Below are 21,996 nucleotides of genomic sequence, written 5' to 3' on the forward strand. Positions count from 1 at the left end.
ATATTAGAGCGTGCTTATACAATATTGCCAGCTTTAAAAGAAGCAGAGTGGGAAAGCGCATGGGCAGGATTAAGACCACAATCGAATCACGAAGCTCCTTATATGGGAGAACATGAAGAAATAAAAGGTTTATATGCTTGTACGGGCCATTATCGAAACGGCATTTTATTAAGCCCTGTTTCTGGTCAATATATGGCGGATTTAATAGAAGGAAAGCAGGAGAATCACTTGCTAGATTCATTGCTTTCTAAAACGGTTTAGAAAGGGGATGGAAGTTTGAATTTAAAAATTAATGGTAACCAAATTGAAGTACCAGAGAGTGTAAAAACAGTAGCTGAGTTACTTACACATTTAGAGTTAGATAACAGAATTGTTGTAGTAGAGCGTAATAAAGATATTTTACAAAAAGATGATCATACAGATACATCTGTTTTTGATGGAGACCAAATTGAGATTGTAACTTTCGTAGGAGGCGGTTGATTATGTTAAACATTGGACCATTGTCATTTCAGTCTAGACTTTTATTAGGAACAGGGAAATTCCCTGATTTTGACGTACAGCAAAAAGCAATTGACGCTTCTGAAGCTGAAATTTTAACGTTTGCAGTACGTCGTATGGATATATTTGATGCAAAGCAACCTAATTTATTAGAGAAGCTTGATGTGAAAAAATATACGTTATTACCAAATACAGCTGGAGCAAAAAATGCTGAAGAAGCTGTTCGTATTGCAAAATTAGCAAAAGCTTCAGGGCTTTGTGACATGATCAAAGTTGAAGTTATTGGTGATGATAGAACGTTGTTACCTGATCCAGTAGAAACGTTAAAGGCATCTGAAATGTTACTAGAAGAAGGGTTTATCGTACTTCCGTACACATCTGATGATGTTGTATTAGCACGTAAATTACAAGAACTAGGTGTGCATGCAATTATGCCAGGAGCATCACCAATCGGTTCAGGGCTTGGTATTGTAAATCCGTTAAATTTAAGCTTCATTATTGAACAAGCGACAGTACCGGTTATCGTTGATGCAGGTATTGGTAGCCCAGCTGATGCAGCGTTTGCGATGGAATTAGGAGCAGATGGTGTGTTATTAAATACGGCTGTATCAGGAGCAAAAGATCCTATTAAGATGGCATACGCAATGAAGTTAGGTATTGAGGCAGGTCGCATAGGCTTTGAAGCGGGGCGTATTGCACGTAAACGTTGTGCAACTGCAAGCAGTCCTTTAGAAGGAATGAGTGTAGTTGAATAATCGATATTCTCGCCAAGAACTATTTTCTCCAATTGGGGAAGAAGGACAGCAAAAGATAAGAGAAAAGCATGTGCTTATTATCGGCGCAGGCGCACTTGGTAGTGCAAATGCAGAAATGTTTGTAAGAGCTGGTGTTGGGAAGATAACAATTGTTGACCGTGATTATGTCGATTGGAGTAATTTACAAAGACAACAATTGTATGCAGAGAGCGACGTGAAAAATAATCTTCCGAAGGCTATAGCGGCTAAAAAGCGTTTAGAAGAGATTAATAGTGATGTAACAATAGAGGCCCTCGTTCAAGATGTAACAGCTGAGGAGCTAGAAGAACGTGTTACAAACGTTGATGTAATGATTGATGCGACTGATAATTTTGAAACACGTTTTATTGTGAATGATATAGCACAAAAATATTCTATTCCATGGATTTATGGTGCATGTGTAGGCAGTTACGGTCTTTCTTACACAATTCTTCCTAGTAAAACACCATGTTTATCATGTTTATTACAATCGATTCCGCTTGGCGGGGCGACATGTGATACAGCGGGTATTATATCACCTGCTGTATCTCTTGTCGTTTCTCATCAAGTAACAGAAGCTCTTAAACTGTTAGTAGAAGATTATAAATCACTTCGAGATGGACTTGTATCGTTTGATATGTGGAAGAATGAGTATTCATGTATGAATGTGCAAAAACTTCGCAAACATAATTGTCCTTCGTGCGGAGAGAATGCATTATATCCGTATTTAAATAAAGAGAACACATCGAAAACAGCAGTTTTATGCGGGAGAAATACAGTTCAAATTAGACCACCTCATAAAGAAGAAATAGATTTTGAACAATATAAACAGCTACTAGAAGGCCGTGTGAATGATTTAAATGTAAATCCATATTTACTATCTTTCTCTGTTGAAGAAAAGAGGTTAGTTGCCTTCAAAGATGGCCGTGTACTGGTACATGGAACGAAAGATATAAGCGAAGCAAAGACGATTTATCATCGCTATTTTGGATAGAAAAGGATGAGTGAGATGGAAGTGAATAAAGCTTTAACAATTGCAGGATCTGATAGCGGCGGTGGTGCTGGTATTCAAGCGGATTTAAAAACATTCCAAGAGCTTGGTGTGTATGGGATGACGGCAATTACGGCAATTACTGCTCAAAATACGCTTGGCGTTCAAGGGGTATATCCTGTTCCATTAGAAGGTATTACGGAACAGCTGAATTCAATTGGTACGGATTTAACACCAAATGCAGTGAAACTAGGGATGTTATTTAGTAGTGAAATTATTCAAATTGTGGCAGAACAGATTAAGAAATTTGGTTGGAATAATATTGTGCTAGATCCTGTTATGATTGCAAAGGGCGGAGCATCATTATTACAGCAAGAAGCAGTTCAAGCATTAAAGGAATATTTATTACCAGTAGCAACAGTTATTACACCGAATGTTCCAGAAGCTGAAGTGTTAACTGGGATGGAGATTCATAATATAGAAGATAGTAAGAAAGCTGCGAAAGTATTGCACGAATTAGGTGCTAGATATGTGCTTATGAAGGGCGGACATGCGGAATATCAAGGTAATGAAGTAATTGATTTACTCTTTGATGGAGAAGAGTTTATTGAATTTAGAAGTGAACGAATTCCTTCGAAACAAACGCACGGAAGTGGCTGTACATTTGCTTCAGCAGTTACAGCTGGACTTGCGAAAGGATACTCAATGGACGAAGCAGTTCAAGAGGCAAAACGATTTATTAGTATAGCAATTGAAGAGCCATTGAATATTGGTAGTGGTCATGGACCGACGAATCATTTTGCGTATAAATTGAATAAAGCATAAGCATGAAGAATGAAAAGGCCAGTTTTACAACTGGCTTTTTTTGTTTACTTTTTCCAAATACAAGAGTAATATATCAGCCAGAATACATTTTTTTGTAATACGCTGAGTCCAAATATATGGAGCGGAGGAACCAATTTTGTGCATCGTCACTTGGGGTGAATCTTTCAGTTTTGAAAGTAGGGCTACTCTCAAAGCCCGAATCCGACAGCTAACTTCGTAAGCGTTTTGAGAGAGGACGGTGCCATGATGGATACATCACTTCATCGATCCGATTAGTATAGGGGAATATCAATCTACGTTTGAATTCTTTTATGCTAAGGAGGATGAGGTACATGGAACTAACACTTATTTGTGTTGGAGAAAAAAACAAGGTAAAGAGTTTAAGAGAGCTAGTAGCATTTCAGCATGAGTTAATTATTTTTACAGTCAATGAAGAGATAGCGGCTGAAGTTAGAGATTATGGGTTTGAATCAGCTTATAGCTGTAATAAGGAGAAAGATTTTACTAGTATGTGCACACGAATTAAGAAGGTGATTTTACTAGGGGATGAGCTTCCAACAGTTAGTTTCTTCACAGAACACATTCGTTTTTCTTTTCAAGCGCCTATTACTGTTGTTACAAGGAATAAACGATATCCAGCGCGGCTCTATGAAACAATTGGAGCTAAATTTGTCGTGTTTACGAACTGTGATAATATTTCGTTTTTATTTTTTGAATAGGGCGGGCGGGGGAAGAAATGATGAAGGTACTACTATTTGGAGATATAGCAAATCGTTGGGCGGTATCGATCGAGAGGGTTCAAGAATTGGCACAGATTGATCCTATTTTTCCAGGGCCATATATTTTATTACCATCAAAAGATGCTTTGTATTTAGAGGCGGATATTATTGAATATGAGCAGTTACATGCAGAATTATCACAAGTTTATATCCGTGGGAGAAATTTACGTGCTTTTTTACGTGGTAAATAAATTCTGAATGAAAACGAGAGCGAATGTTAAGTGTGCCTAAGTGGGGTGCTTATATACATTCGCTCTTTTTTTATATATAAAAGGTCATTTCTATGAAAAAGAAAGAAAAGACAAGAAAACAGATGAAAGAATATTAATAATACGTAATGTAAGCGTTTAAATAGCGTAATATTTTCTTATTTTAAGTAATTTACCTCTTTACAAGTGAAATATAGAGGAGTATATTTACTCTCATAAATCATTTATCAAATTTCCAAAAAAAACCTAAAATCGCTGAGTTCCAGAAATGGAGCGGGGGAACCAATTTTGTGCATCGTCACTTGGGGTGAATCTTTCAGTTTTGAAAGTAGGGCTACTCTTTAGGCCCGAATCCGACAGCTAACCTCGTAAGCGTTTAGAGAGGAGGTTTACTTTTTGTTGTTCATTTTTTGAACACTGAGTAGAGCTCAGTGTTCTTTTTTAATATTTTAATGGTAAATTTTAACATTTAAAGTGAGGGATTGTTATGTTAGATGTTGTGATGATCGGAATTTTTGTTGTATTAGTAGCATCGATGGCAAGTCTTGCAAGTTGGTCAGATAAAGTTGTGAAAGAAGGGAAGCAATCATGATGATTGCCTTATCGGTTATTGTTGCAGCGATTACGGTGTACTTAGTATACGCATTATTAAATCCAGAAAAGTTTTAATTAGGGGGAATCATTCATTATGATTTGGGTTGCAGTCATTATTACAATGCTCTTGTTTATTTTAGTAGCAAAGCCAACGGGGATTTATTTAGAGAAAGCCTTTCAAGGTAGCAAAATGCTAGATAAAGTATTCGGGCCTTTTGAGAAACTTATTTTTAAAATTACAGGTGTAAAAGGATACAATCAAACGTGGAAACAGTATGCATTATCATTAGTTCTACTCAACGGATTTATGATTGTCGTTGTATATTTCATTTTTAGATTACAAGGTGTATTGCCATTAAATCCAGCGCATATTGAAGGGATGGAGCCTACGCTCGCTTTTAATACAGCGATTAGTTTTATGGCTGATACAAACTTACAACATTACAGCGGTGAAAATGGTTTATCTTATTTATCACAATTAATCGGGATTACATTTTTAATGTTTGCGGCACCAGCAACGACGTTAGCGATTGTTATGGCTTTTATAAGAGGACTTGCTGGAAAAGAACTTGGTAACTTTTTCGTTGATTTTACGAGGGCGTTAACGAGAGTGTTTCTTCCTATCGCATTTATTGCAGCGTTAGTCTTTGTCGCACTTGGTGTACCACAAACGTTAGATGGGGCGGTTACAGCACAAACGATTGATGGAGCAAAACAAAGTATTTTACGCGGGCCTGTTGCATCATTCGTTTCTATTAAGGAACTTGGGAATAACGGCGGTGGATTTTTCGGGGCAAACTCTACACATCCTTTTGAAAATCCAGGACAAATGAGTAATATTTTGCAAATGATGCTTATGATGTTATTACCAACAGCACTTCCATTTACGTACGGACGAATGGTAGGAAATAAAAAACAAGGGCGTATCCTTTTCGTTTCACTATTCATGGTGTTTTTACTAGGATTTATAACGATTACGACATCTGAACTAAACGGGAATCCGGCATTAAATGGAATGGGTATCGAACATGTACAAGGAAGTACAGAAGGGAAAGAAGTACGATTTGGAACAGTATTTTCTTCACTATACGCAACAGTAACGACAGCTGCTGAAACAGGGGCCGTTAATACGATGCATGATACGTTAACGCCAATTGGCGGTTTAGTTCCACTCGTAAATATGATGTTGAATACAGTATACGGCGGTGTTGGAGCGGGCTTTATTAATATTATTATGTATGCAATTATTGCAGTTTTTATATCTGGGTTAATGGTCGGAAGAACACCAGAGTTTTTAGGTAAAAAGATTGAAGGTAAGGAAATGAAATTAATTGCAGTAACGATTCTATTTCATCCATTACTTATCTTAGGATTTTCTGCATTAGCTCTTTCAACAAGTTTAGGAACGGATGCGATTTCTCATTCCGGTTTTCACGGTTTAACGCAAGTTGTATATGAATACACATCGTCAGCTGCGAATAATGGATCTGGATTTGAAGGATTAGCAGATAATACACCGTTTTGGAATATTACGACTGGTTTAGTTATGTTTTTAGGACGCTATTTCAGTTTAATTACGATGCTAGCTGTAGCAGCTTCATTGAAAGAGAAGACGGTAGTACCAGAAACAGTCGGAACGTTCCGTACGGATAATGGTTTATTTGGAGGAATCTTTATTGGAACGATTGTAATTGTTGGTGCATTAACATTTTTCCCGATGTTAGTACTTGGCCCAATTGCAGAATTTCTTACATTGAAGTAATGGAGGGTAAATAATGAGACCGGTAGTAGTAAAAGAAAAACAATTGAACGATTCACAAATACATGCTGTAGAAGATGAAGTTAGACAAGCGAAAACGTTGGATCGTGATATCGTGACGCATGCGATGAAACAATCCTTTGCGAAATTGAATCCGAAAGTAATGATAAAGAATCCGATTATGTTCATTGTGGAAATTGGGTTTATCATTACGTTCATTTTATCTTTTCTCCCAAGCAGTTCTAGTAGTGTACCAGGATGGTTTAATATAACAGTTTCTCTCATTCTATTATTTACAGTTTTATTTGCTAACTTTGCAGAAGCGTTAGCTGAAGGCCGTGGTAAAGCGCAAGCCGATTCTTTAAAACAATCGAAGAAAGATGTGTTTGCAAATGTCGTAAAAGAAAATGGAGACATTGTTCAAGTTTCAGCAACTGATCTGAGAAAAGGTGACGTTGTTATCGTAAAACAAGGGGAAATGATTCCGAATGATGGTGAAGTAATAAAAGGGTTAGCGTCTGTCGATGAATCTGCAATAACAGGAGAATCAGCCCCTGTTATAAAGGAAGCGGGTGGCGATTTTTGTTCCGTAACAGGCGGAACGATGGTCGTAAGTGATGAGATTACAATTGTTATTACAAGTAATCCTGGAGAATCATTTATTGATAAAATGATTTCATTAGTAGAAGGGGCTGCTCGTCAAAAAACGCCGAATGAGATTGCTTTAAATACAGTATTAACGAGTTTAACGCTTATTTTCTTAATCGTTGTTGTGACGTTGCCAATTTTCACGAATTATTTAGGGTTTCAAATTGATACAGCTGTACTTGTAGCATTGTTAGTTTGTTTAATTCCAACGACAATTGGTGGGTTATTATCGGCAATTGGTATAGCTGGGATGGACCGGGTGACAAAATTTAACGTGTTAGCGATGTCAGGGAAAGCAGTAGAAGCTGCGGGCGATATTAATACAATTATTTTAGATAAAACAGGTACGATTACTTTCGGGAACCGAATGGCACATACACTGCTTCCAGTAGGAAATGAAACGATTGAGCAAGTTGGAAAGTGGGCTGCTATTAGTTCTGTTTTAGATGAAACGCCAGAAGGTCGATCTGTTATCGAGTATGTGCAGGGAAAATCTATATCATATAATAGAGAACTTGCAGAACAAGGTGAGTTTGTTCCGTTTAAAGCAGAAACGAGAATGAGTGGTGTTGATTTACAAGACGGAACGAAAGTGAGAAAAGGTGCTGTAGGTGCCGTTATTGAATGGGTTGGGTCACAAGGCGGAACAATTCCGAAAGATGTAAATCAAAAAGCAGATTTCATTTCAAAAGAGGGTGGAACACCACTTGTAGTTGCAGTAGATAATCGTATTTACGGTTTAATTTATTTAAAGGATACAGTAAAACCGGGTATGCGTGAGCGTTTTGAACAGTTACGCCAAATGGGGATTAAAACGGTTATGTGTACAGGTGATAATCCGTTAACAGCAGCAACGATTGCAAAAGAAGCTGGAGTAGATGAATTTGTTGCTGAGTGTAAACCGGAAGATAAAATTGCTGTTATTAAAGCAGAGCAAGATAAAGGGAAACTTGTAGCGATGACAGGTGATGGTACAAATGATGCTCCAGCATTAGCGCAGGCGGACGTTGGATTAGCGATGAATAGTGGTACGACAGCAGCGAAAGAAGCGGCGAACATGATTGATCTAGACTCGAATCCAACGAAAATTATTGAGGTTGTAGGAATCGGTAAGCAATTGTTAATGACACGTGGTGCGCTAACGACGTTTAGTATTGCGAATGATATAGCGAAATATTTTGCAATCATTCCAGCAATGTTTACACTTGCGATTCCGCAAATGGAAGCATTGAACATTATGAAATTAACGTCACCACTGTCAGCAATTTTATCAGCATTAATATTTAACGCTGTTATTATTCCATTACTTATTCCATTAGCGATGAAAGGAATCGCATATAAACCGATGAGCTCTAATGCATTGCTTAGCAGAAACTTACTCATTTACGGGCTTGGCGGGGTTATCGTTCCGTTCATTGGAATTAAGGTAATTGATATGCTTGTCGGCTTGTTCATATAAGGAAGAGGGGAAAAAGATGGCGAAGAAACAAAGTATACTATCACCAATTATTCGTATTACTTTTACATTTTTAGTTTTGTGCGGCCTCGTATACCCGCTTATTGTAACTGGTATTGCACAAGCGGTAATGAAGGATAATGCGGATGGAAGTCTTATATATAATGATAAGGATGAAATAGTTGGTTCGAAGTTAATCGGTCAAAATTTCACAGATCCACGTTATTTTCATGGACGTGTCTCTAGTATAGAATATAAAGCAGAAGCATCTGGTTCAAATAACTATGCACCGTCTAATCCAGATTTAGAGAAACGAGTAGAGAAAAGTATGGAAGACTGGAAGAAACAAAATCCAACCGTTCCAGTTACAGAAGTACCGATAGACTTAGTGACGAATTCAGGTTCAGGGCTTGATCCTGACATTAGTCCAAAGGCAGCGTCTGTGCAGGTAGATCGCATCTCTAAATTAACGAATATTCCGAAAGAAAAGTTAAATCAATTGATTAAGGAACAAACAGAAGGTGCTGCCTTCGGTTTATTTGGAGAAGATCGCGTAAACGTCTTAAAGTTAAACTTAGAATTACAGAAATTAATGAAATAGTAACAGTACTACCTCAATCTAACGGATTGAGGTAGTGTTGTTTCGCAAGAAGGGTTGTGAGTGTTTTGTATGCGGATGATTATAAACCGACGTTTCAAAGGCGAACGCCAGAGGAATATTTAGAATACATTCGTCAACAAAATCGTGGAAAATTAAAGCTATACGTAGGGGCTGCCCCAGGCGTAGGGAAAAGTTATAAAATGCTTTTTGATGCACGAGAGATGAAAAAAGACGGTATTGATATTGTAATTGGTTTAATTGAAACACATGGTAGAAAAGAGACGGAAGAAGCAATTGCTGATTTAGAAAAAGTTCCTTTAAAAGAAATAGAGTATAAAGGAAAAGTATTTTATGAACTTGATGTAGAAGGAATTATAAAGCGTGGCCCGCAAGTAGTTGTAGTGGATGAACTTGCACATAGTAACATTCCTGGGTCTAAAAATAAGAAGCGTTACATGGATGTGCAAGAATTGTTAGATGCCGGTATATCTGTATTATCTGCGTTTAATATTCAACATTTAGAAAGCGTTCATGACATTGTAGCTCAAATTACGAATGTAAAAGTACGGGAACGTATTCCAGACTTTATTTTACAAAAAGCAAATGAAATTCAGCTCGTTGATGCAACGCCCGAGGTATTAAGGAAGAGATTAATAGATGGAAAGATATATAAGGAAGAAAAAATTCAGCAAAGCTTACAAAATTTCTTTACGCTTAATAATCTAGGGGCACTCAGAGAGTTATCACTTCGAGAAGTTGCTGATGATATGGACGAGAAAATTAGCCAAACAGTAATAGAACCAATTGGCGTAAAAGAAAAAATTCTCGTTTGTGTACAATACAGTTCAACAGCGGAGAAATTAATAAGACGGGGATGGCGCATGGCTGATCGGTTAAATGCTGAATTGTACGTATTAAACGTTGAGAGGGAAAATATAGATTTTATTTCAGCTGGAAAAAAGCAGACGATTGAAGAGTGGAAATCGTTAACCAATCAATTTGATGCGAGTTTTGTATTAGAAGAGGCGAAAGGGAGAAAACCAGCGGATGTTATTATTGAAGTCGCAAAAAGATTACAAGTGACGCAAATTTTACTTGGACAATCTGCAAGAACAAGGTGGGAAGAAATACGAAAAGGTTCTATTGTAAATGAAATTATGAGACAAACAAAGTATATTGATATTCATATTGTTGCCGATCAAAGAGCTTAAATAGAGCCCACCTTTCTGGGGCTCTATTTTGCCTTTTGTGCGGTAGAGAAACGTAACATTTTTATTGCGTATAAAACTATAAGTAGAAATGTAACTGCTCCTATAAAGAAAATCCAAAAGTAATTTTGATTAAATAAAAGAAACCCACCTACAATAGGTCCTGTACCCATGCCAAAATAGCGAATGAAGTTGTACATACCGATAGCTGTTGCGCGTTCTTGTACGAATTCTTCCGTTAATAAAGTAGTGTGAGTTGGCATAGAAAGTCCCATGCTAAAACCGTATAAAGAGGTAACGATAATGACGGTTGGGATATTGTTGCTATATGCGAAAGAGAATAAAGTGATACATATAATATTGAAGAAACTAGTGATGAATAAAGCTTGCTTTGTTGTGAACTGTTTTTGCAAAAATTTGTAGCAATAACTTCCTAACATAATAGAAAGGGACATTGGTACAAACATAAGACCAATTTCACTTGCGTGTAGATGATATATATTTGTTAATATGCTAGGCAAAAAAACGAGGAAACAGAAATACATACAAAATTGAATAAAGCCAATAAGTGTAATAGAAAATCCAGTTTTATTTTTTAAGATAAGCCAGTAATTCTTTTTTGCTTTAGGTTGTTTAATTACATTTGGTTTTGTTTCTGGAAGTAGTGAAATGTTTATAATTAATAAGATGATGCCAATTGTAGATAAAAACAGAAATACAGATAAGTGGCCGTGTATACTGCTGAGATAACCACCTATAAGAGGGCCGATCGCAGGTGCGAGAGCAAGTAACATTTGATAAAGGCTCATCGCTTTTCCGCGTTCTTTTCCTTCAAATAAATCACCGATAATCGTTGCTGCAACTACAGGTATAGCCGCTATTCCTATAGCTTGAACAGCTCTAAAAAATAGAAATAAGTAAATGTTTGGTGAGAAAGCACAACCAATTGAGCCGATTGTACTAATAATTAAACTAGGGATAAGGACAGATTTTCTTCCTTTTGTATCAATTAAAGGTCCGTATATGAGCTGCATAATCGCAAGAATGAATGTGAAAAGTGAAACGGTTAAACTTACAAGATAAAGAGAAGTATGAAACGAATTTTGAATCATCGGTAAGATCGGTGTGTAAATATTTTGAGCGAAGGAACTGAGTAAGGCACTCATACAGACAACATATAAAATGAAATTCAGTTTGGTTTTTTCCATAATTGCTAACCTCCTTATTTTTAGTTTCCTTGGAAACTAAATTTATTTTAACATGATTTTCTCACTTGTAAAGATGGAGAAATGATTTTAAAATGGTATATAGTTAAATTGTTTCTTTGGAAACTTAGGAGGCGAACGGATTGGAACGTACAGCGAAACAAATGGAAATAATTTCGGATATTCGTACACTTTTTCATAAAAAAGAAGAGCATTTGAAAGAAAATAATGAGAAGTTTCTTCGTGAAACAGGTGTAAGTGGTATGTCTTTATCTGAGTTACATGTTATCGAGTGTATCGGACAAAATGGTCTCATGAATGTAACGGCTATTACAACAGAAATGGGAATGACGAAGGGCGCGATCTCTAAAATTTGTACAAAGTTATTTCAAAAGCAGTTCGTTGAGAAGATGCAAATGTTAGATAATCAAAAAGAAATTTTCTTCCGCTTAACGGAAAGAGGAAATGAAATATATAAAGCTCATGAAAAGTTGCATAAACAAGCGGAAGAAGAGTGGCTGTTACTTTTAGATGGATATACGAAAGAAGAGCAAGATTTTATTCAAAGGTTTATAAAGGATGTCTCTGATCATTTGGAAATATAGTTGGAAGAAAAAATACTTTTTTCTCAAGCCTTTTGAATATAATTTCTGAAAGAACTCATATATAATAGAAAAAGATACTTAACATAGTGAATAATTAAAGAGTCAATATATATAGAGGAGAGAGTAACATGCTTGAAAATACGGGGTTAGTATTAGAAGGCGGCGGTATGCGTGGTGTATATACGGGCGGGATATTAGAATATTTTATGGAACAAGATTTATATTTTCCATATGTGATTGGTGTCTCGGCTGGTGCTTGTCATGCAGCGTCGTATCTTTCCAGACAAAGAAATAGAAATAAAACAGTCAATATTGATTATGCATCACATCCACAATATTTATCGTATAAAAACTTGTGGAAAAAACGTCAACTATTCGATATGGATTTCATTTTTCATGAAATTCCAGAAAAGCATGTGCCGTTTGATTTTGAAACATACTTCAATAGTCCAGAGCGTTTCCTTGTAGGGACAACAGATTGTGAAACAGGGCAATCTGTTTATTTTGAAAAAGAAGGAACGAATGATGATGCGCTAAATTTATTACAAGCGTCTAGTTCATTGCCTTTCATTGCACCGGTAGTAAATTACCGCGGTAAGCAATTGTTAGATGGCGGGATTTCTGATCCGATTCCAGTTCGTAAAGCGCAAGAAGACGGATTTAAAAAATCAGTCGTTATTTTAACGAGAAATCATGGTTACGCAAAGAAAAAATCAAAGTTTGGATGGGTTGCAGCGAAAGCTTATAAAAAATATCCGAACCTTGTTAACACGATGCTGAATCGTTATGAAGTGTATAATGAAACACTTCACTACATTGAAAAAGAAGAACAAGCTGGGAATTTATTTGTTATTCGCCCAGAAGTGCCGCTTCAAGTAGATCGTATGGAAAAAGATACAGCAAAATTACAAAGTTTATATGAGCAAGGCTATGAGGATGCAAAGAGACAATTTGCAGATTTACAGGCGTTTTTGCAAAAATAAATATTAGGCTGCGGAGAAGAATTTCTCTGCAGTCTTTTTTATTAGTGGTTTCAATACCGAATGTTGGTTATACAAATTTTTGGGATATGGTATAATATGGATAAAGGTATGTGGAGAGGTGATACATATGGAAAATGTATATAAAGGACTTAGACATACTGGATTTACTATGTTGCTTATTTTTGGTGGTGTATTTTTATTTCGTTTGCTCATGCATGATGAAATGTTATTAGATCAGCTTATTAGTTTTAGTATAGGAATGGTAATGATTATTTCATCAGTGTTCATTCAAAAGTATAGTAAAGAATTACAGGTAAATGAGAAATATTAAAGGTTTCTAACCTCTTTTAATTAGTTTGGTCGTAGAGGAGGTTTTCATTTCTTCTATTATTTATGTATTTAATAATGGGAGAGCTGATGATAGCAATCTTCTTAGGTGTTACAGCAATAGCAAACGGTCTTCTGCTCCTTGCGTTGAAGTAGTTCGTGTGATTGTTGCAAAAGGAAAGTAGCACATTAACGGGCAGTAAGACCCCCACCTCAAAATTCGGCGAAAGCAAAGAAGTTAGGTGGGGGATCAACTGCCCGTTAATGCGCGATTGGTGAAGCCTAATAATAAGTGGGGGGAAGAAAACCCCCACTTATTAAAGTTTCACTTTATTTACGTTTCTTTTTAATAAATGAAAAGGCTAAAGCTGCAATTAAAATACTGCCTTTAATGATATCTTGTGCATAATAAGGAACGTTCATCATTGTAAGGCCGTTTAATATGATCCCGATTAATACGGAACCAAGAAATGTTCCGATGACATTTGGTTTCTTAGCACCGAACATTGCATAACCGATATAGGCAGCTGCAACTGCATCCATTAATAATGGGGCGCCAGCTGAAACTTGTCCTGTGCCAACACGGCTACATAGAATAATACCGCCAATAGAGGCAAGTAAACCGCTAATCATATAAGCATATACACGGTAACGATCAGTAGGAATACCAGCTAGTCTAGCAGCTTCTCGATTCCCACCTGTCATATAAAAGAAACGACCGTACGTTGTTTTTTCTAAAAATACATATGCAATCAAAACGACAATAAGCATGATAATGACAGGGACTGGAATTCCTAAGACAGAACCTTGACCGATAAATAAAAAGGATGGAATAAAATGTCCTTTGGCACCAGACATTCCTTCATAAATAGAAGATCCTTTTGAAAATGTTAAGTGTAGTCCATTCACGATATACATGATACTTAATGTAGCTAGTAAATCTGGTAGTTTAATTCGGATAACGAGTAGTGCATTTAATAATCCAACTAATAGCCCACAAAGAATAGGAACAAGGAGTGTGACTAATAGTTCTTGTCGATATAAAATGAGACAGGAAGCAGTGGCAATGGTTGCTAAACTAGCGGTAGAGCCGACCGATAAATCAAACCCATCTACAATTAATGTAAAGGTAACACCAATTGCAAGTAACGTTACGATAGAAATGGAGCGTAAAACATCACTAATATTGTTGTATGTTAAAAAAGAATCGTTGGCGATAGAGAAGAAAATTGTAACACCTATAATGATAGCAATCGTACTAAATTGATAAAAAAGATGAGTAGGTAAATATAGTTTCTTAGTTTTTGTTTTATGAATGAGATTCAATGGAATAACTCCCTTCAGATAAATGTAAAAGCTGTTCAGGAGATAGTTCGTTTGGTAAGTATTCACCTACAAATTCTCCGTTTGCCAGTATAAGAATGCGATCAGCGATATGCAGTGCTTCATCTTGTTCTCCTGTGAAGTAAATTACGGAACTTCCGTTTTCAGTAATGTTACGAATGAATTGAAAAATGTCTTGTTTTGCAGCTATGTCTACACCTTTAGTTGGCTCGTCTAAAAGAAATAGATTCGGTTTGAATCCATGCCACTTTGCAATCGAGACTTTTTGTTGATTTCCACCGCTAAGTGAATGAATAAAGGCTTTTGGGTCATTCGGTGAAATGCTGAAAGAAGAAATTGCCGTAGTAGCATTATTTAATTCGGTTTGTTTTCGTCTCCAACCTGATTGGTGTAAATTAGTGTGACTTATAATGTCTTCCGAAAGAAATACGCCTTGTTTTCTTCTTTCTTCTGGTACAAGTGCGATTTTCGCTTTAATCGCATCTCGCGGTGTTTTAATCGTTATATTTTGACCGTTTATTTCTGCGTGATAAGTATGATGAGCACCAAATAACGTTTCAGCAAGTGTTGTTTTGCCACTGCCAATTAATCCGTATATCACAACAGTTTCACCTTTCCGTACGGTGAGAGAAAGGGGAGAATGGTTTTTGTGTAATGGAAGTTCTTGTGCTTTAAATAATTCTTCGTTCCCTTGTTTTGGTGCTGCATTAATAGGAAGTGTCAGTTGTTTTCCAGTCATCGATTCCACAATTTGTTGATCTGTAACCTTTGTAATCGCTTCAGAAAGTGCGACTTTACCGTTATGTAATACAGTTACATCATCCGCAAAATTTCGAATCTCTGATAAACGATGAGAAATTAAGATGATGCCAATTCCTTTTGATGTTAAATCTTTTAATAGTTGTCCGAAGGTTTCAACTTCTTTCGGTCCAAGAGAAGAAGTAGGCTCATCTAATAAAAGATAATTTGTATTGTTGGATAAAGCTCTTGCGATAAGAAGTAATTGTTTTTCATGTAATGAGCAGTTTGAAACATCTTCCGAAACATTTAAATCTACCTGTACAGTTTGCAAATGTTGTTTAGCGAGTGCGACTAATTTTGACTTTGAAAATAGTACTTTATTTTGCATTGCTAAATGATCGATAAGTACATTTTCTAATACAGATAATCCCGGAATAAGTCCGTGATCTACTTCTTGTGTTACGAAAGAAATACCGTGCTTTTTTGCATCGCGTGGCGAAGTAAAGGAAACAGACTGATTATCAATTTTTATATCGCCAGCAACTGGTTGAATTTCACCAGTTGCTATTTTCAGTAGAGTACTTTTCCCGGCACCGTTCATTCCTAGTAGGGCATGAACTTTTCCTTTTTGAATATGGATAGAAACATCTTCTAGAACAGGTGTAGCGGCATGATAAGAATGTGTAATGTTTTGAAGAGAGAATGTCATCATTTTTTCTCCTTCTCTAATTTTTTCATCCAAGGAGAATACGCATCTTTCGAGTCTCCCCAACCGTTTATATGTTTTGATAATTGATCCATTGTTATATTTTCTTTTGGTAAAATATTTTTCTTTACTAAATAAGGTTCTAGTGAATAAATATCTGGCGTTTGTTCACCGGCAATTTTTTTGTATAAGAATCGTACTTGAACTTTCCCTACTTCAGCTGGATCCGTTGCAGCCGTAGCAGACCAAGGTGAGTTTTCTTTTTGCATAAGTTGTAAATCTTCATTACTTAAGTCAATGCTGTATACTTTTATATCTGTACGACCAGCTTGTTCAAGTGCTTTAACAGCTCCTTTAGCAAACTCATCCCACGAAGCGAAAATGGCTTGTAAATCTCCTTCTTTCGGATATTTTTTTAGTAAAGCTTCTACTTGTGTTTGTGTATCAAGTGGTGTGTTATTACTAGCAGTACCGAATCGCGCAACTTCTTTTATATTTGGATACCGTTTATAAAAAGCATCAATGATAACGTTACGACGTTCCATTGGAGCAAATCCGCCAACCCATACGACTGCGATATTTCCTTGTCCATTCAAATCTTCTGCTAACGTTTTTAATGATTTCCATGCAAGACTATAGTCATCTTGATCAATAATCGTTACACCTGGTAAGCGTAGATCGTTATCAAACGCGACTACGGGAATGTTCGCCTGTAACGCTTTTTCTACCCCAGGTTTTAATGCTTCAGATCGGCCATGATCAATTAAAATACCATCCACTTTTGAATTAATAGCAGTATCTAAATTTGCAGCCATTTTTGCTAAATCGTTATCAGAATTGTAGACTTGTACACTACCGCCAAATAGCTCGACTTGTTTTTTGACGCCCTCAATATATTGAGAGGAAAAAGTTCCGATAGACATTTGCATAATTAATGCGATTTTTAATGGCTTTTTTATTTGCTTTGGAATTTCTGTTTGTAAATGATTTTCAACTGTTGTAGTTACTTTTTTCACCGTTTGTTGCTTTTGTGAAGAGATAGCATCTTGTTCATTTGTACAAGCCGTCAATGTAAGTAATAGAAAAATAAGTACGATGGAACACAATTTTTTCATAAAAAAATCCCTCCTAAACTAAGAAGAGAGGGGAGGGAGTGAAAATAAAAAACGCCTTTTCATATAGAAAAGACGTCTTATCATATTACTCTTATCTTTCAACACAACGTGTTGTAAGAATTAGCACCGTGCCCATAAATGGGTCGGTTGCCGGGCTTCGTAGGGCTCATCCCTCCACCTGCTCTTGATAAGACATCAAATATTTAACTATTTTGAATTATTCCATGATTCTGTACAGTTGTCAAATGTTTTTTGAAAATAAAAAATCCCTCAGAAAGAGGGATTTTAATGTGGTAAGAATATCAATTGATAAGCGAACAAGATTCCGAATACATACACAAGTGGGTGAACAGAACGGAATTTACCTTTTGCCACTTTCATAAGTGGGTATGAAATAAATCCAAGTGCGATACCTGTTGCGATACTTGATGTAAGTGGCATGCTTAAGATTACTAAGAATGCTGGGAATGCTTCATCAAATGAATCCCAATCGATGTGGCGAACTGAACCCATCATAAGACTACCAACGATAATTAGTGATGGTGCAGTAATAGCTGATACACCAGATACAGCGCTCACTAATGGTCCAAAGAAAGCTGCTAATGCGAATAGAACAGCTACTGTAACTGTTGTTAAACCAGTACGGCCACCAGCTGCAACACCAGCAGAAGATTCAATGTAAGCTGTTGATGGTGTTGTTCCGAACATAGAACCGATTGTTGCTGAGAATGAGTCAGATAGAAGAGCTCGTCCTGCTTTTGGAAGCTTTCCGTCTTTCATAAATCCACCTTGTTGCGCAACGCCAAGTAGTGTACCTGTTGTATCGAATAGTGTAACAAGGAAGAATGAGAATACAACGCCGTATAATCCGTAGTTAATTACATCAGATACAGCAGTAATTGGATTTGATACGATAACTCCTTCTGGTAATCCAGGCATTGATGTAACACCGTTTGAGAACGTTAATTGTCCTGTGAAGAAAGCGATAAGACCAGTTAATAGCATGCCGATAAATAGCGCACCATTTACATTTAAAGACATAAGGACAATTGTAATTCCAAGTCCAGCTAATGCTAGTAAAACTGGAGCAGAGTGAAGATCACCAAGTCCAACTAAGTTTGCATCGTTTTTTGTAACGATACCTGTTAAACGTAAACCGATAAAGGCGATAAATAGTCCGATACCAGCAGTAATTGCGTGTTTTAAGTTTTCAGGAATGGCTTCCATTAATTTTGTACGGAAAGATGTGAATGATAACAAAATTAAAATCATACCTGCTACGAATACAGCAGAGAATGCAATTGCGAAAGTCATGCCTTCATGAGCTTTTACAACAGAGTAAGAGAAGTAAGCATTTAATCCCATACCTGGTGCAATTGCGATTGGTAAGTTTGTAAAGATCGCCATAAATAATGTTCCGACAACAGCAGCGATAATTGTTGCTGTAAATGCTTGTTCAAATGGAACACCTGCATCCCCAAGGATGACAGGGTTTACGACAATGATATATGCCATTGTTAAGAAGGTAATAATACCTGCCATAATTTCAGTTTTAATAGAAGTTTTATGTTTTGAAAGGTTAAACATATAAACATCCTTTCTGTTTACGAATAATTTTCACAACAGTTATATATAATATTCGTTTTTTAACTATTTTGCAATAGTTTTGTATAAAAAGTTTACAACAATTCATATTTTGTGTCTTAAATTCGAATATTAATCGTAAAACTATGTGTGAATTGTAGTTTTTTATTGTGCACATGATAAGGAAAAGGAGCTGAAGGAAGTTATGCCACAGCAAAAAAGCTTTTTAACAATGCCAGCCCAACATCAAAATAAACAGCCTGGTATTGAATCATTAATGAATCCACTTCCGCAGTTTGAAGATCCCAATTATAAGGGAAGTGAAAAGTTAAAGGGGAAGAATGTGTTAATTACAGGGGGAGATAGTGGGATTGGACGAGCTGTTTCCATCGCTTTTGCAAAAGAGGGTGCAAATATTGCAATTGCTTATTTAGATGAGGAGGAGGATGCGAATGAGACGAAACAACGTGTTGAAAAAGAAGGTGTAAAGTGTGTATTACTACCGGGAGATTTAAGTAATGAACAACATTGTAAAGATATTGTGGAAGAGACTGTTTCGCAGTTAGGTGGTTTAAATATTGTTGTGAATAACGTCGCACAGCAATATCCGCAGCAAGGACTAGAATATATTACAGCAGAACAGCTAGAAAAAACATTCCGTATTAATATTTTTTCTTATTTTCACGTTACGAAAGCAGCACTTTCTCACTTCAAACAAGGGGATGTCATTATAAATACGGCGTCTATCGTTGCATATGAAGGAAATGAAACTTTAATTGATTATTCTGCAACGAAAGGAGCTATCGTTGCTTTTACAAGATCTCTCTCTCAATCGTTAGTGCAAAAAGGAATTCGTGTAAATGGTGTTGCGCCAGGCCCGATTTGGACACCTCTTATTCCATCGAGCTTTGATGAGAAGAAAGTGTCACAGTTTGGAAGCAATGTTCCGATGCAAAGACCTGGTCAGCCATATGAATTAGCACCAGCATACGTATACTTAGCATCTGACGATTCATCTTATGTTACGGGGCAAATGATACATGTAAACGGAGGCGTTATCGTAAATGGATAGTTTTCATTTATAAGAGCAAAGTAAAGCTAATTGCATTTATTATGATGTTAGTGCTAGGGAGGATTTAGATGAAAAAAGTATTGTTTATCGTAATCCTATTTTTCTGCCTACCAGCTAGCGTTTTTGCTAATACAGATCATTTAATATTAGTTAATCTTACGACGAATCAGCTGTCTTTCTTTGAAGAAGGAAACTATACGAGAACGTTTCCGATAACGACTGGAAGAGATCGTACACCTACGCCAGAAGGTAATTTTTGTATTATAACTAAATATAAAAATAAAGAATACCATCGAAAAAAGATACGTGGTGGTGCACCAAACAATCCTCTCGGTACGAGGTGGCTTGGACTAGATAAAAAGGAATATGCGATTCACGGGACAAATCGGGAATGGACGATTGGAAGTAGGGAATCAAATGGTTGTATTCGCATGCATGACAAGGATATACAATGGTTATATGACCGAGTACAATTACAAACAAAAGTAATCATTTCTCGTTTTCATACGAGTCCGGAATATGAGGCAAATACACTTGGTTATCGTGTTGTGAGCTGGAATGGTCGTAAAGTAGAAGAAGAGCAAATTGGAATACTTACGTTAGTAGATCGCGCGGATATATATTGGCAAGAACCGAATGGGCAGTTAACAAAAGTAAAAACGGTATTGCCGAATGAAAGATATACGGTGTACTCAAAACGAAAAAATGGAATATATTATATAGGAAACAATTTATATATTGTAGATGAAACAGGAGAAAAAATTCGTTACGAGCAAATTCCTACTTCGACTTTAAGTAATATATATAAACGGAAATACAATGTTCCGTAATAGCTACCGTTTTATAGACGGTAGCTTATTTCTACTTGGAGTTTAACTGCAACTATTGTATTTTGCTGAATATAATACAATACAGATAGGGGGCGGTTACATTATGAAAAGTGAATTTGCATTTAAGGTTTTCTTAGTAACGACCTGTTTATTCATTGTGTATTTGTATGCGTTTCTCGTCTTTTCCTTTTATGTTCCATATGTTGATTTAATATTGTTCTTCGGATTTATTTGGGCTTTTGTAAAAGCAAGGGAAGGAGAAAAGAGTATATATAGGCGCATTACCCTATGTGGGACGGTTGTCCTCGTTATTTTGTACTTTTTTATCATGCATGATTTTTGGAGGGGAATGTAAAAAAGCATACGATTCATCGTATGCTTTTTATGTTTAATATTTTGGTTTAAATGTATGGCAACAAGTTTCTACACTCGTTGCTACAGAGCTTTCTAGCGTCTCGTTTGTTAAAACCGCGCTTGTATACGAATCATTTTCAGTTTGACCAGCTTCATCTGCATCAGGCTGAACGATGATAGCACTTGCTTGACAAAAGTTACCTTGTCCCCAAAATGAGCAATTGGAAACAGAGCATTTTACTTCTGGCATAAAACCCCCTCCTTATACATTAGTGTGAGGTTTTACGCCCATTTCATGTGTAGAAGGAGTTTCCTTTTCTCGTTATTTCTTCGTTTGCTCAAGCCATTCTTTTAATTTGTCTTTCGATTGTTCGCCGCTAATACGGCTCACTTCTTTACCATCTTTAAAATGAATGATTGTTGGTGTACCTTGAATTTTATATTCATCCCAAGGAGCATCTAATTTTTCAATATCCATAACTTTCATATCAACATTCAAGTCTTTAGCCATCGGTACTACGACAGGAGATAATTTTTGGCAATGAACGCAAGATGTTTGATAAAAGTATACTGTTTCTTCTTTTTTCTCTTTTAAATTCTTTTGGAGATCTGAAAGAGAGATTTTATTTGTGTAGTAGTCAGCACCATCTGTTTGACTACCAGTAGCATTATCAATTTTTTGGCTAGTTGAAGCATTTTTTTCTTCCATTTGTGTGACAGCGAAAATTGCTGCAAACAAGGCGATAATAATACCGCCAAATATAAGCATTTTTTTCATTCTTTCATCTC

At 36.4% G+C, this 21,996-nt stretch carries 26 protein-coding genes and 3 riboswitches; of the genes, 19 read left to right on the forward strand and 7 right to left on the reverse strand.

Going from position 1 to position 21,996, the window contains the following annotated elements; genetic code table 11:
* The 13 genes from JDS92_RS20945 to kdpDN all read left to right on the forward strand — a co-directional run.
* On the forward strand, nucleotides 1-261 hold a 261-nt coding region (locus JDS92_RS20945), incomplete at its 5' end, for an FAD-dependent oxidoreductase (protein WP_199632461.1).
* A gap of 15 nt (nucleotides 262-276) precedes the next feature.
* The gene (thiS, locus tag JDS92_RS20950; protein ID WP_001049505.1) at nucleotides 277-480 is read left to right on the forward strand and encodes a sulfur carrier protein ThiS; all 204 of its coding nucleotides are present in this window, start codon (nucleotides 277-279) and stop codon (nucleotides 478-480) included.
* Nucleotides 481-482: 2 nt separating this feature from the next.
* Entirely contained in the window at nucleotides 483-1,253 is a 771-nt protein-coding gene (thiG, locus tag JDS92_RS20955; protein WP_000932007.1) for a thiazole synthase, read from the forward strand.
* The gene (gene thiF, locus JDS92_RS20960) at nucleotides 1,246-2,265 is read left to right on the forward strand and encodes a thiazole biosynthesis adenylyltransferase ThiF (RefSeq protein ID WP_098139550.1); all 1,020 of its coding nucleotides are present in this window, start codon (nucleotides 1,246-1,248) and stop codon (nucleotides 2,263-2,265) included. The genes thiG and thiF overlap by 8 nt, the downstream gene beginning before the upstream one ends.
* Nucleotides 2,266-2,280: 15 nt before the next feature.
* Nucleotides 2,281-3,087 carry a bifunctional hydroxymethylpyrimidine kinase/phosphomethylpyrimidine kinase gene (gene thiD, locus JDS92_RS20965; RefSeq protein WP_098139552.1) on the forward strand — a complete coding sequence of 269 codons (807 nt, stop codon included), beginning with the start codon at nucleotides 2,281-2,283 and terminating at the stop codon, nucleotides 3,085-3,087.
* 90 nt (nucleotides 3,088-3,177) lie between these two features.
* A riboswitch (cyclic di-AMP (ydaO/yuaA leader) is annotated at nucleotides 3,178-3,326 on the forward strand.
* A 93-nt stretch (nucleotides 3,327-3,419) separates the two neighbouring features.
* Nucleotides 3,420-3,806 (forward strand): hypothetical protein, encoded by a 387-nt coding sequence (locus JDS92_RS20970; RefSeq protein ID WP_141523614.1) that lies wholly within the window; start codon nucleotides 3,420-3,422, stop codon nucleotides 3,804-3,806.
* 17 nt (nucleotides 3,807-3,823) lie between these two features.
* The gene (locus JDS92_RS20975; protein WP_002059283.1) at nucleotides 3,824-4,057 is read left to right on the forward strand and encodes a hypothetical protein; all 234 of its coding nucleotides are present in this window, start codon (nucleotides 3,824-3,826) and stop codon (nucleotides 4,055-4,057) included.
* Between the two features lie 261 nt (nucleotides 4,058-4,318).
* Nucleotides 4,319-4,464: riboswitch (cyclic di-AMP (ydaO/yuaA leader) on the forward strand.
* Nucleotides 4,465-4,562: 98 nt separating this feature from the next.
* Entirely contained in the window at nucleotides 4,563-4,667 is a 105-nt protein-coding gene (locus JDS92_RS20980) for a SipW-dependent-type signal peptide-containing protein (RefSeq protein WP_000887889.1), read from the forward strand.
* The gene (gene kdpF / locus JDS92_RS20985) at nucleotides 4,664-4,744 is read left to right on the forward strand and encodes a K(+)-transporting ATPase subunit F (RefSeq protein WP_000972378.1); all 81 of its coding nucleotides are present in this window, start codon (nucleotides 4,664-4,666) and stop codon (nucleotides 4,742-4,744) included. The genes JDS92_RS20980 and kdpF overlap by 4 nt, the downstream gene beginning before the upstream one ends.
* Nucleotides 4,745-4,763: 19 nt before the next feature.
* Complete coding sequence (gene kdpA, locus JDS92_RS20990; protein ID WP_000638325.1) at nucleotides 4,764-6,431, forward strand: potassium-transporting ATPase subunit KdpA; 1,668 nt, start codon at nucleotides 4,764-4,766, stop codon at nucleotides 6,429-6,431.
* Between the two features lie 13 nt (nucleotides 6,432-6,444).
* Nucleotides 6,445-8,535: a potassium-transporting ATPase subunit KdpB gene (gene kdpB, locus JDS92_RS20995; RefSeq protein ID WP_199632462.1), complete on the forward strand. Its 2,091-nt coding sequence runs from the start codon at nucleotides 6,445-6,447 to the stop codon at nucleotides 8,533-8,535.
* A 16-nt stretch (nucleotides 8,536-8,551) separates the two neighbouring features.
* A complete protein-coding gene (kdpC, locus tag JDS92_RS21000; protein ID WP_087971087.1) occupies nucleotides 8,552-9,133 on the forward strand; it encodes a K(+)-transporting ATPase subunit C in 582 nt (193 codons plus the stop codon).
* Between the two features lie 56 nt (nucleotides 9,134-9,189).
* The gene (kdpDN, locus tag JDS92_RS21005) at nucleotides 9,190-10,344 is read left to right on the forward strand and encodes a KdpD-like non-kinase potassium sensor (protein WP_087971088.1); all 1,155 of its coding nucleotides are present in this window, start codon (nucleotides 9,190-9,192) and stop codon (nucleotides 10,342-10,344) included.
* A 23-nt stretch (nucleotides 10,345-10,367) separates the two neighbouring features.
* Here the strand turns inward: kdpDN and JDS92_RS21010 are convergent, their stop codons facing one another.
* Complete coding sequence (locus JDS92_RS21010) at nucleotides 10,368-11,549, reverse strand: MFS transporter (RefSeq protein WP_098139556.1); 1,182 nt, start codon at nucleotides 11,547-11,549, stop codon at nucleotides 10,368-10,370.
* A gap of 140 nt (nucleotides 11,550-11,689) precedes the next feature.
* On the opposite strand from JDS92_RS21010, the gene JDS92_RS21015 reads away from it, so the two are divergent.
* From JDS92_RS21015 to JDS92_RS21025, 3 genes are all read left to right on the forward strand, one after another.
* Nucleotides 11,690-12,151: a MarR family transcriptional regulator gene (locus tag JDS92_RS21015; RefSeq protein WP_087971089.1), complete on the forward strand. Its 462-nt coding sequence runs from the start codon at nucleotides 11,690-11,692 to the stop codon at nucleotides 12,149-12,151.
* A gap of 128 nt (nucleotides 12,152-12,279) precedes the next feature.
* Nucleotides 12,280-13,134, forward strand: coding sequence for a patatin-like phospholipase family protein (locus tag JDS92_RS21020; RefSeq protein WP_000892699.1), 855 nt, complete (start codon nucleotides 12,280-12,282; stop codon nucleotides 13,132-13,134).
* 127 nt (nucleotides 13,135-13,261) lie between these two features.
* Nucleotides 13,262-13,465, forward strand: coding sequence for a hypothetical protein (locus JDS92_RS21025; protein ID WP_097959552.1), 204 nt, complete (start codon nucleotides 13,262-13,264; stop codon nucleotides 13,463-13,465).
* Between the two features lie 326 nt (nucleotides 13,466-13,791).
* Here the strand turns inward: JDS92_RS21025 and JDS92_RS21030 are convergent, their stop codons facing one another.
* From JDS92_RS21030 to JDS92_RS21045, 4 genes are all read right to left on the reverse strand, one after another.
* Nucleotides 13,792-14,787, reverse strand: a complete 996-nt coding sequence (locus JDS92_RS21030) for an ABC transporter permease (RefSeq protein WP_087971091.1) — start codon at nucleotides 14,785-14,787, stop codon at nucleotides 13,792-13,794.
* Nucleotides 14,771-16,258: a sugar ABC transporter ATP-binding protein gene (locus JDS92_RS21035; RefSeq protein WP_087971113.1), complete on the reverse strand. Its 1,488-nt coding sequence runs from the start codon at nucleotides 16,256-16,258 to the stop codon at nucleotides 14,771-14,773. Before JDS92_RS21035 ends, JDS92_RS21030 begins: the two co-directional genes overlap by 17 nt.
* The gene (locus JDS92_RS21040) at nucleotides 16,255-17,367 is read right to left on the reverse strand and encodes a sugar ABC transporter substrate-binding protein (protein ID WP_098139560.1); all 1,113 of its coding nucleotides are present in this window, start codon (nucleotides 17,365-17,367) and stop codon (nucleotides 16,255-16,257) included. Before JDS92_RS21040 ends, JDS92_RS21035 begins: the two co-directional genes overlap by 4 nt.
* 88 nt (nucleotides 17,368-17,455) lie before the next feature.
* Nucleotides 17,456-17,561, reverse strand: a riboswitch (SAM riboswitch).
* 91 nt (nucleotides 17,562-17,652) lie between these two features.
* Entirely contained in the window at nucleotides 17,653-18,954 is a 1,302-nt protein-coding gene (locus tag JDS92_RS21045; protein WP_199632463.1) for an NCS2 family permease, read from the reverse strand.
* A 202-nt stretch (nucleotides 18,955-19,156) separates the two neighbouring features.
* Between JDS92_RS21045 and JDS92_RS21050 the strand changes: the two genes are divergently transcribed.
* From JDS92_RS21050 to JDS92_RS21060, 3 genes are all read left to right on the forward strand, one after another.
* Complete coding sequence (locus JDS92_RS21050; RefSeq protein WP_001136296.1) at nucleotides 19,157-20,023, forward strand: SDR family oxidoreductase; 867 nt, start codon at nucleotides 19,157-19,159, stop codon at nucleotides 20,021-20,023.
* A gap of 68 nt (nucleotides 20,024-20,091) precedes the next feature.
* Complete coding sequence (locus JDS92_RS21055; protein ID WP_000756372.1) at nucleotides 20,092-20,853, forward strand: L,D-transpeptidase; 762 nt, start codon at nucleotides 20,092-20,094, stop codon at nucleotides 20,851-20,853.
* A gap of 103 nt (nucleotides 20,854-20,956) precedes the next feature.
* Nucleotides 20,957-21,208, forward strand: coding sequence for a hypothetical protein (locus JDS92_RS21060; RefSeq protein WP_000834196.1), 252 nt, complete (start codon nucleotides 20,957-20,959; stop codon nucleotides 21,206-21,208).
* A gap of 33 nt (nucleotides 21,209-21,241) precedes the next feature.
* Here the strand turns inward: JDS92_RS21060 and JDS92_RS21065 are convergent, their stop codons facing one another.
* Together JDS92_RS21065 and JDS92_RS21070 are read right to left on the reverse strand one after the other, a co-directional pair.
* Nucleotides 21,242-21,457: a DUF1540 domain-containing protein gene (locus JDS92_RS21065; protein WP_001115393.1), complete on the reverse strand. Its 216-nt coding sequence runs from the start codon at nucleotides 21,455-21,457 to the stop codon at nucleotides 21,242-21,244.
* A gap of 72 nt (nucleotides 21,458-21,529) precedes the next feature.
* Nucleotides 21,530-21,985, reverse strand: a complete 456-nt coding sequence (locus tag JDS92_RS21070; protein ID WP_000738433.1) for a thioredoxin family protein — start codon at nucleotides 21,983-21,985, stop codon at nucleotides 21,530-21,532.
* Between the last annotated feature and the right edge of the window lie 11 nt (nucleotides 21,986-21,996).

It is taken from the genome of Bacillus cereus group sp. N12 (assembly GCF_016483575.1).
GTDB lineage: Bacteria > Bacillota > Bacilli > Bacillales > Bacillaceae_G > Bacillus_A > Bacillus_A toyonensis.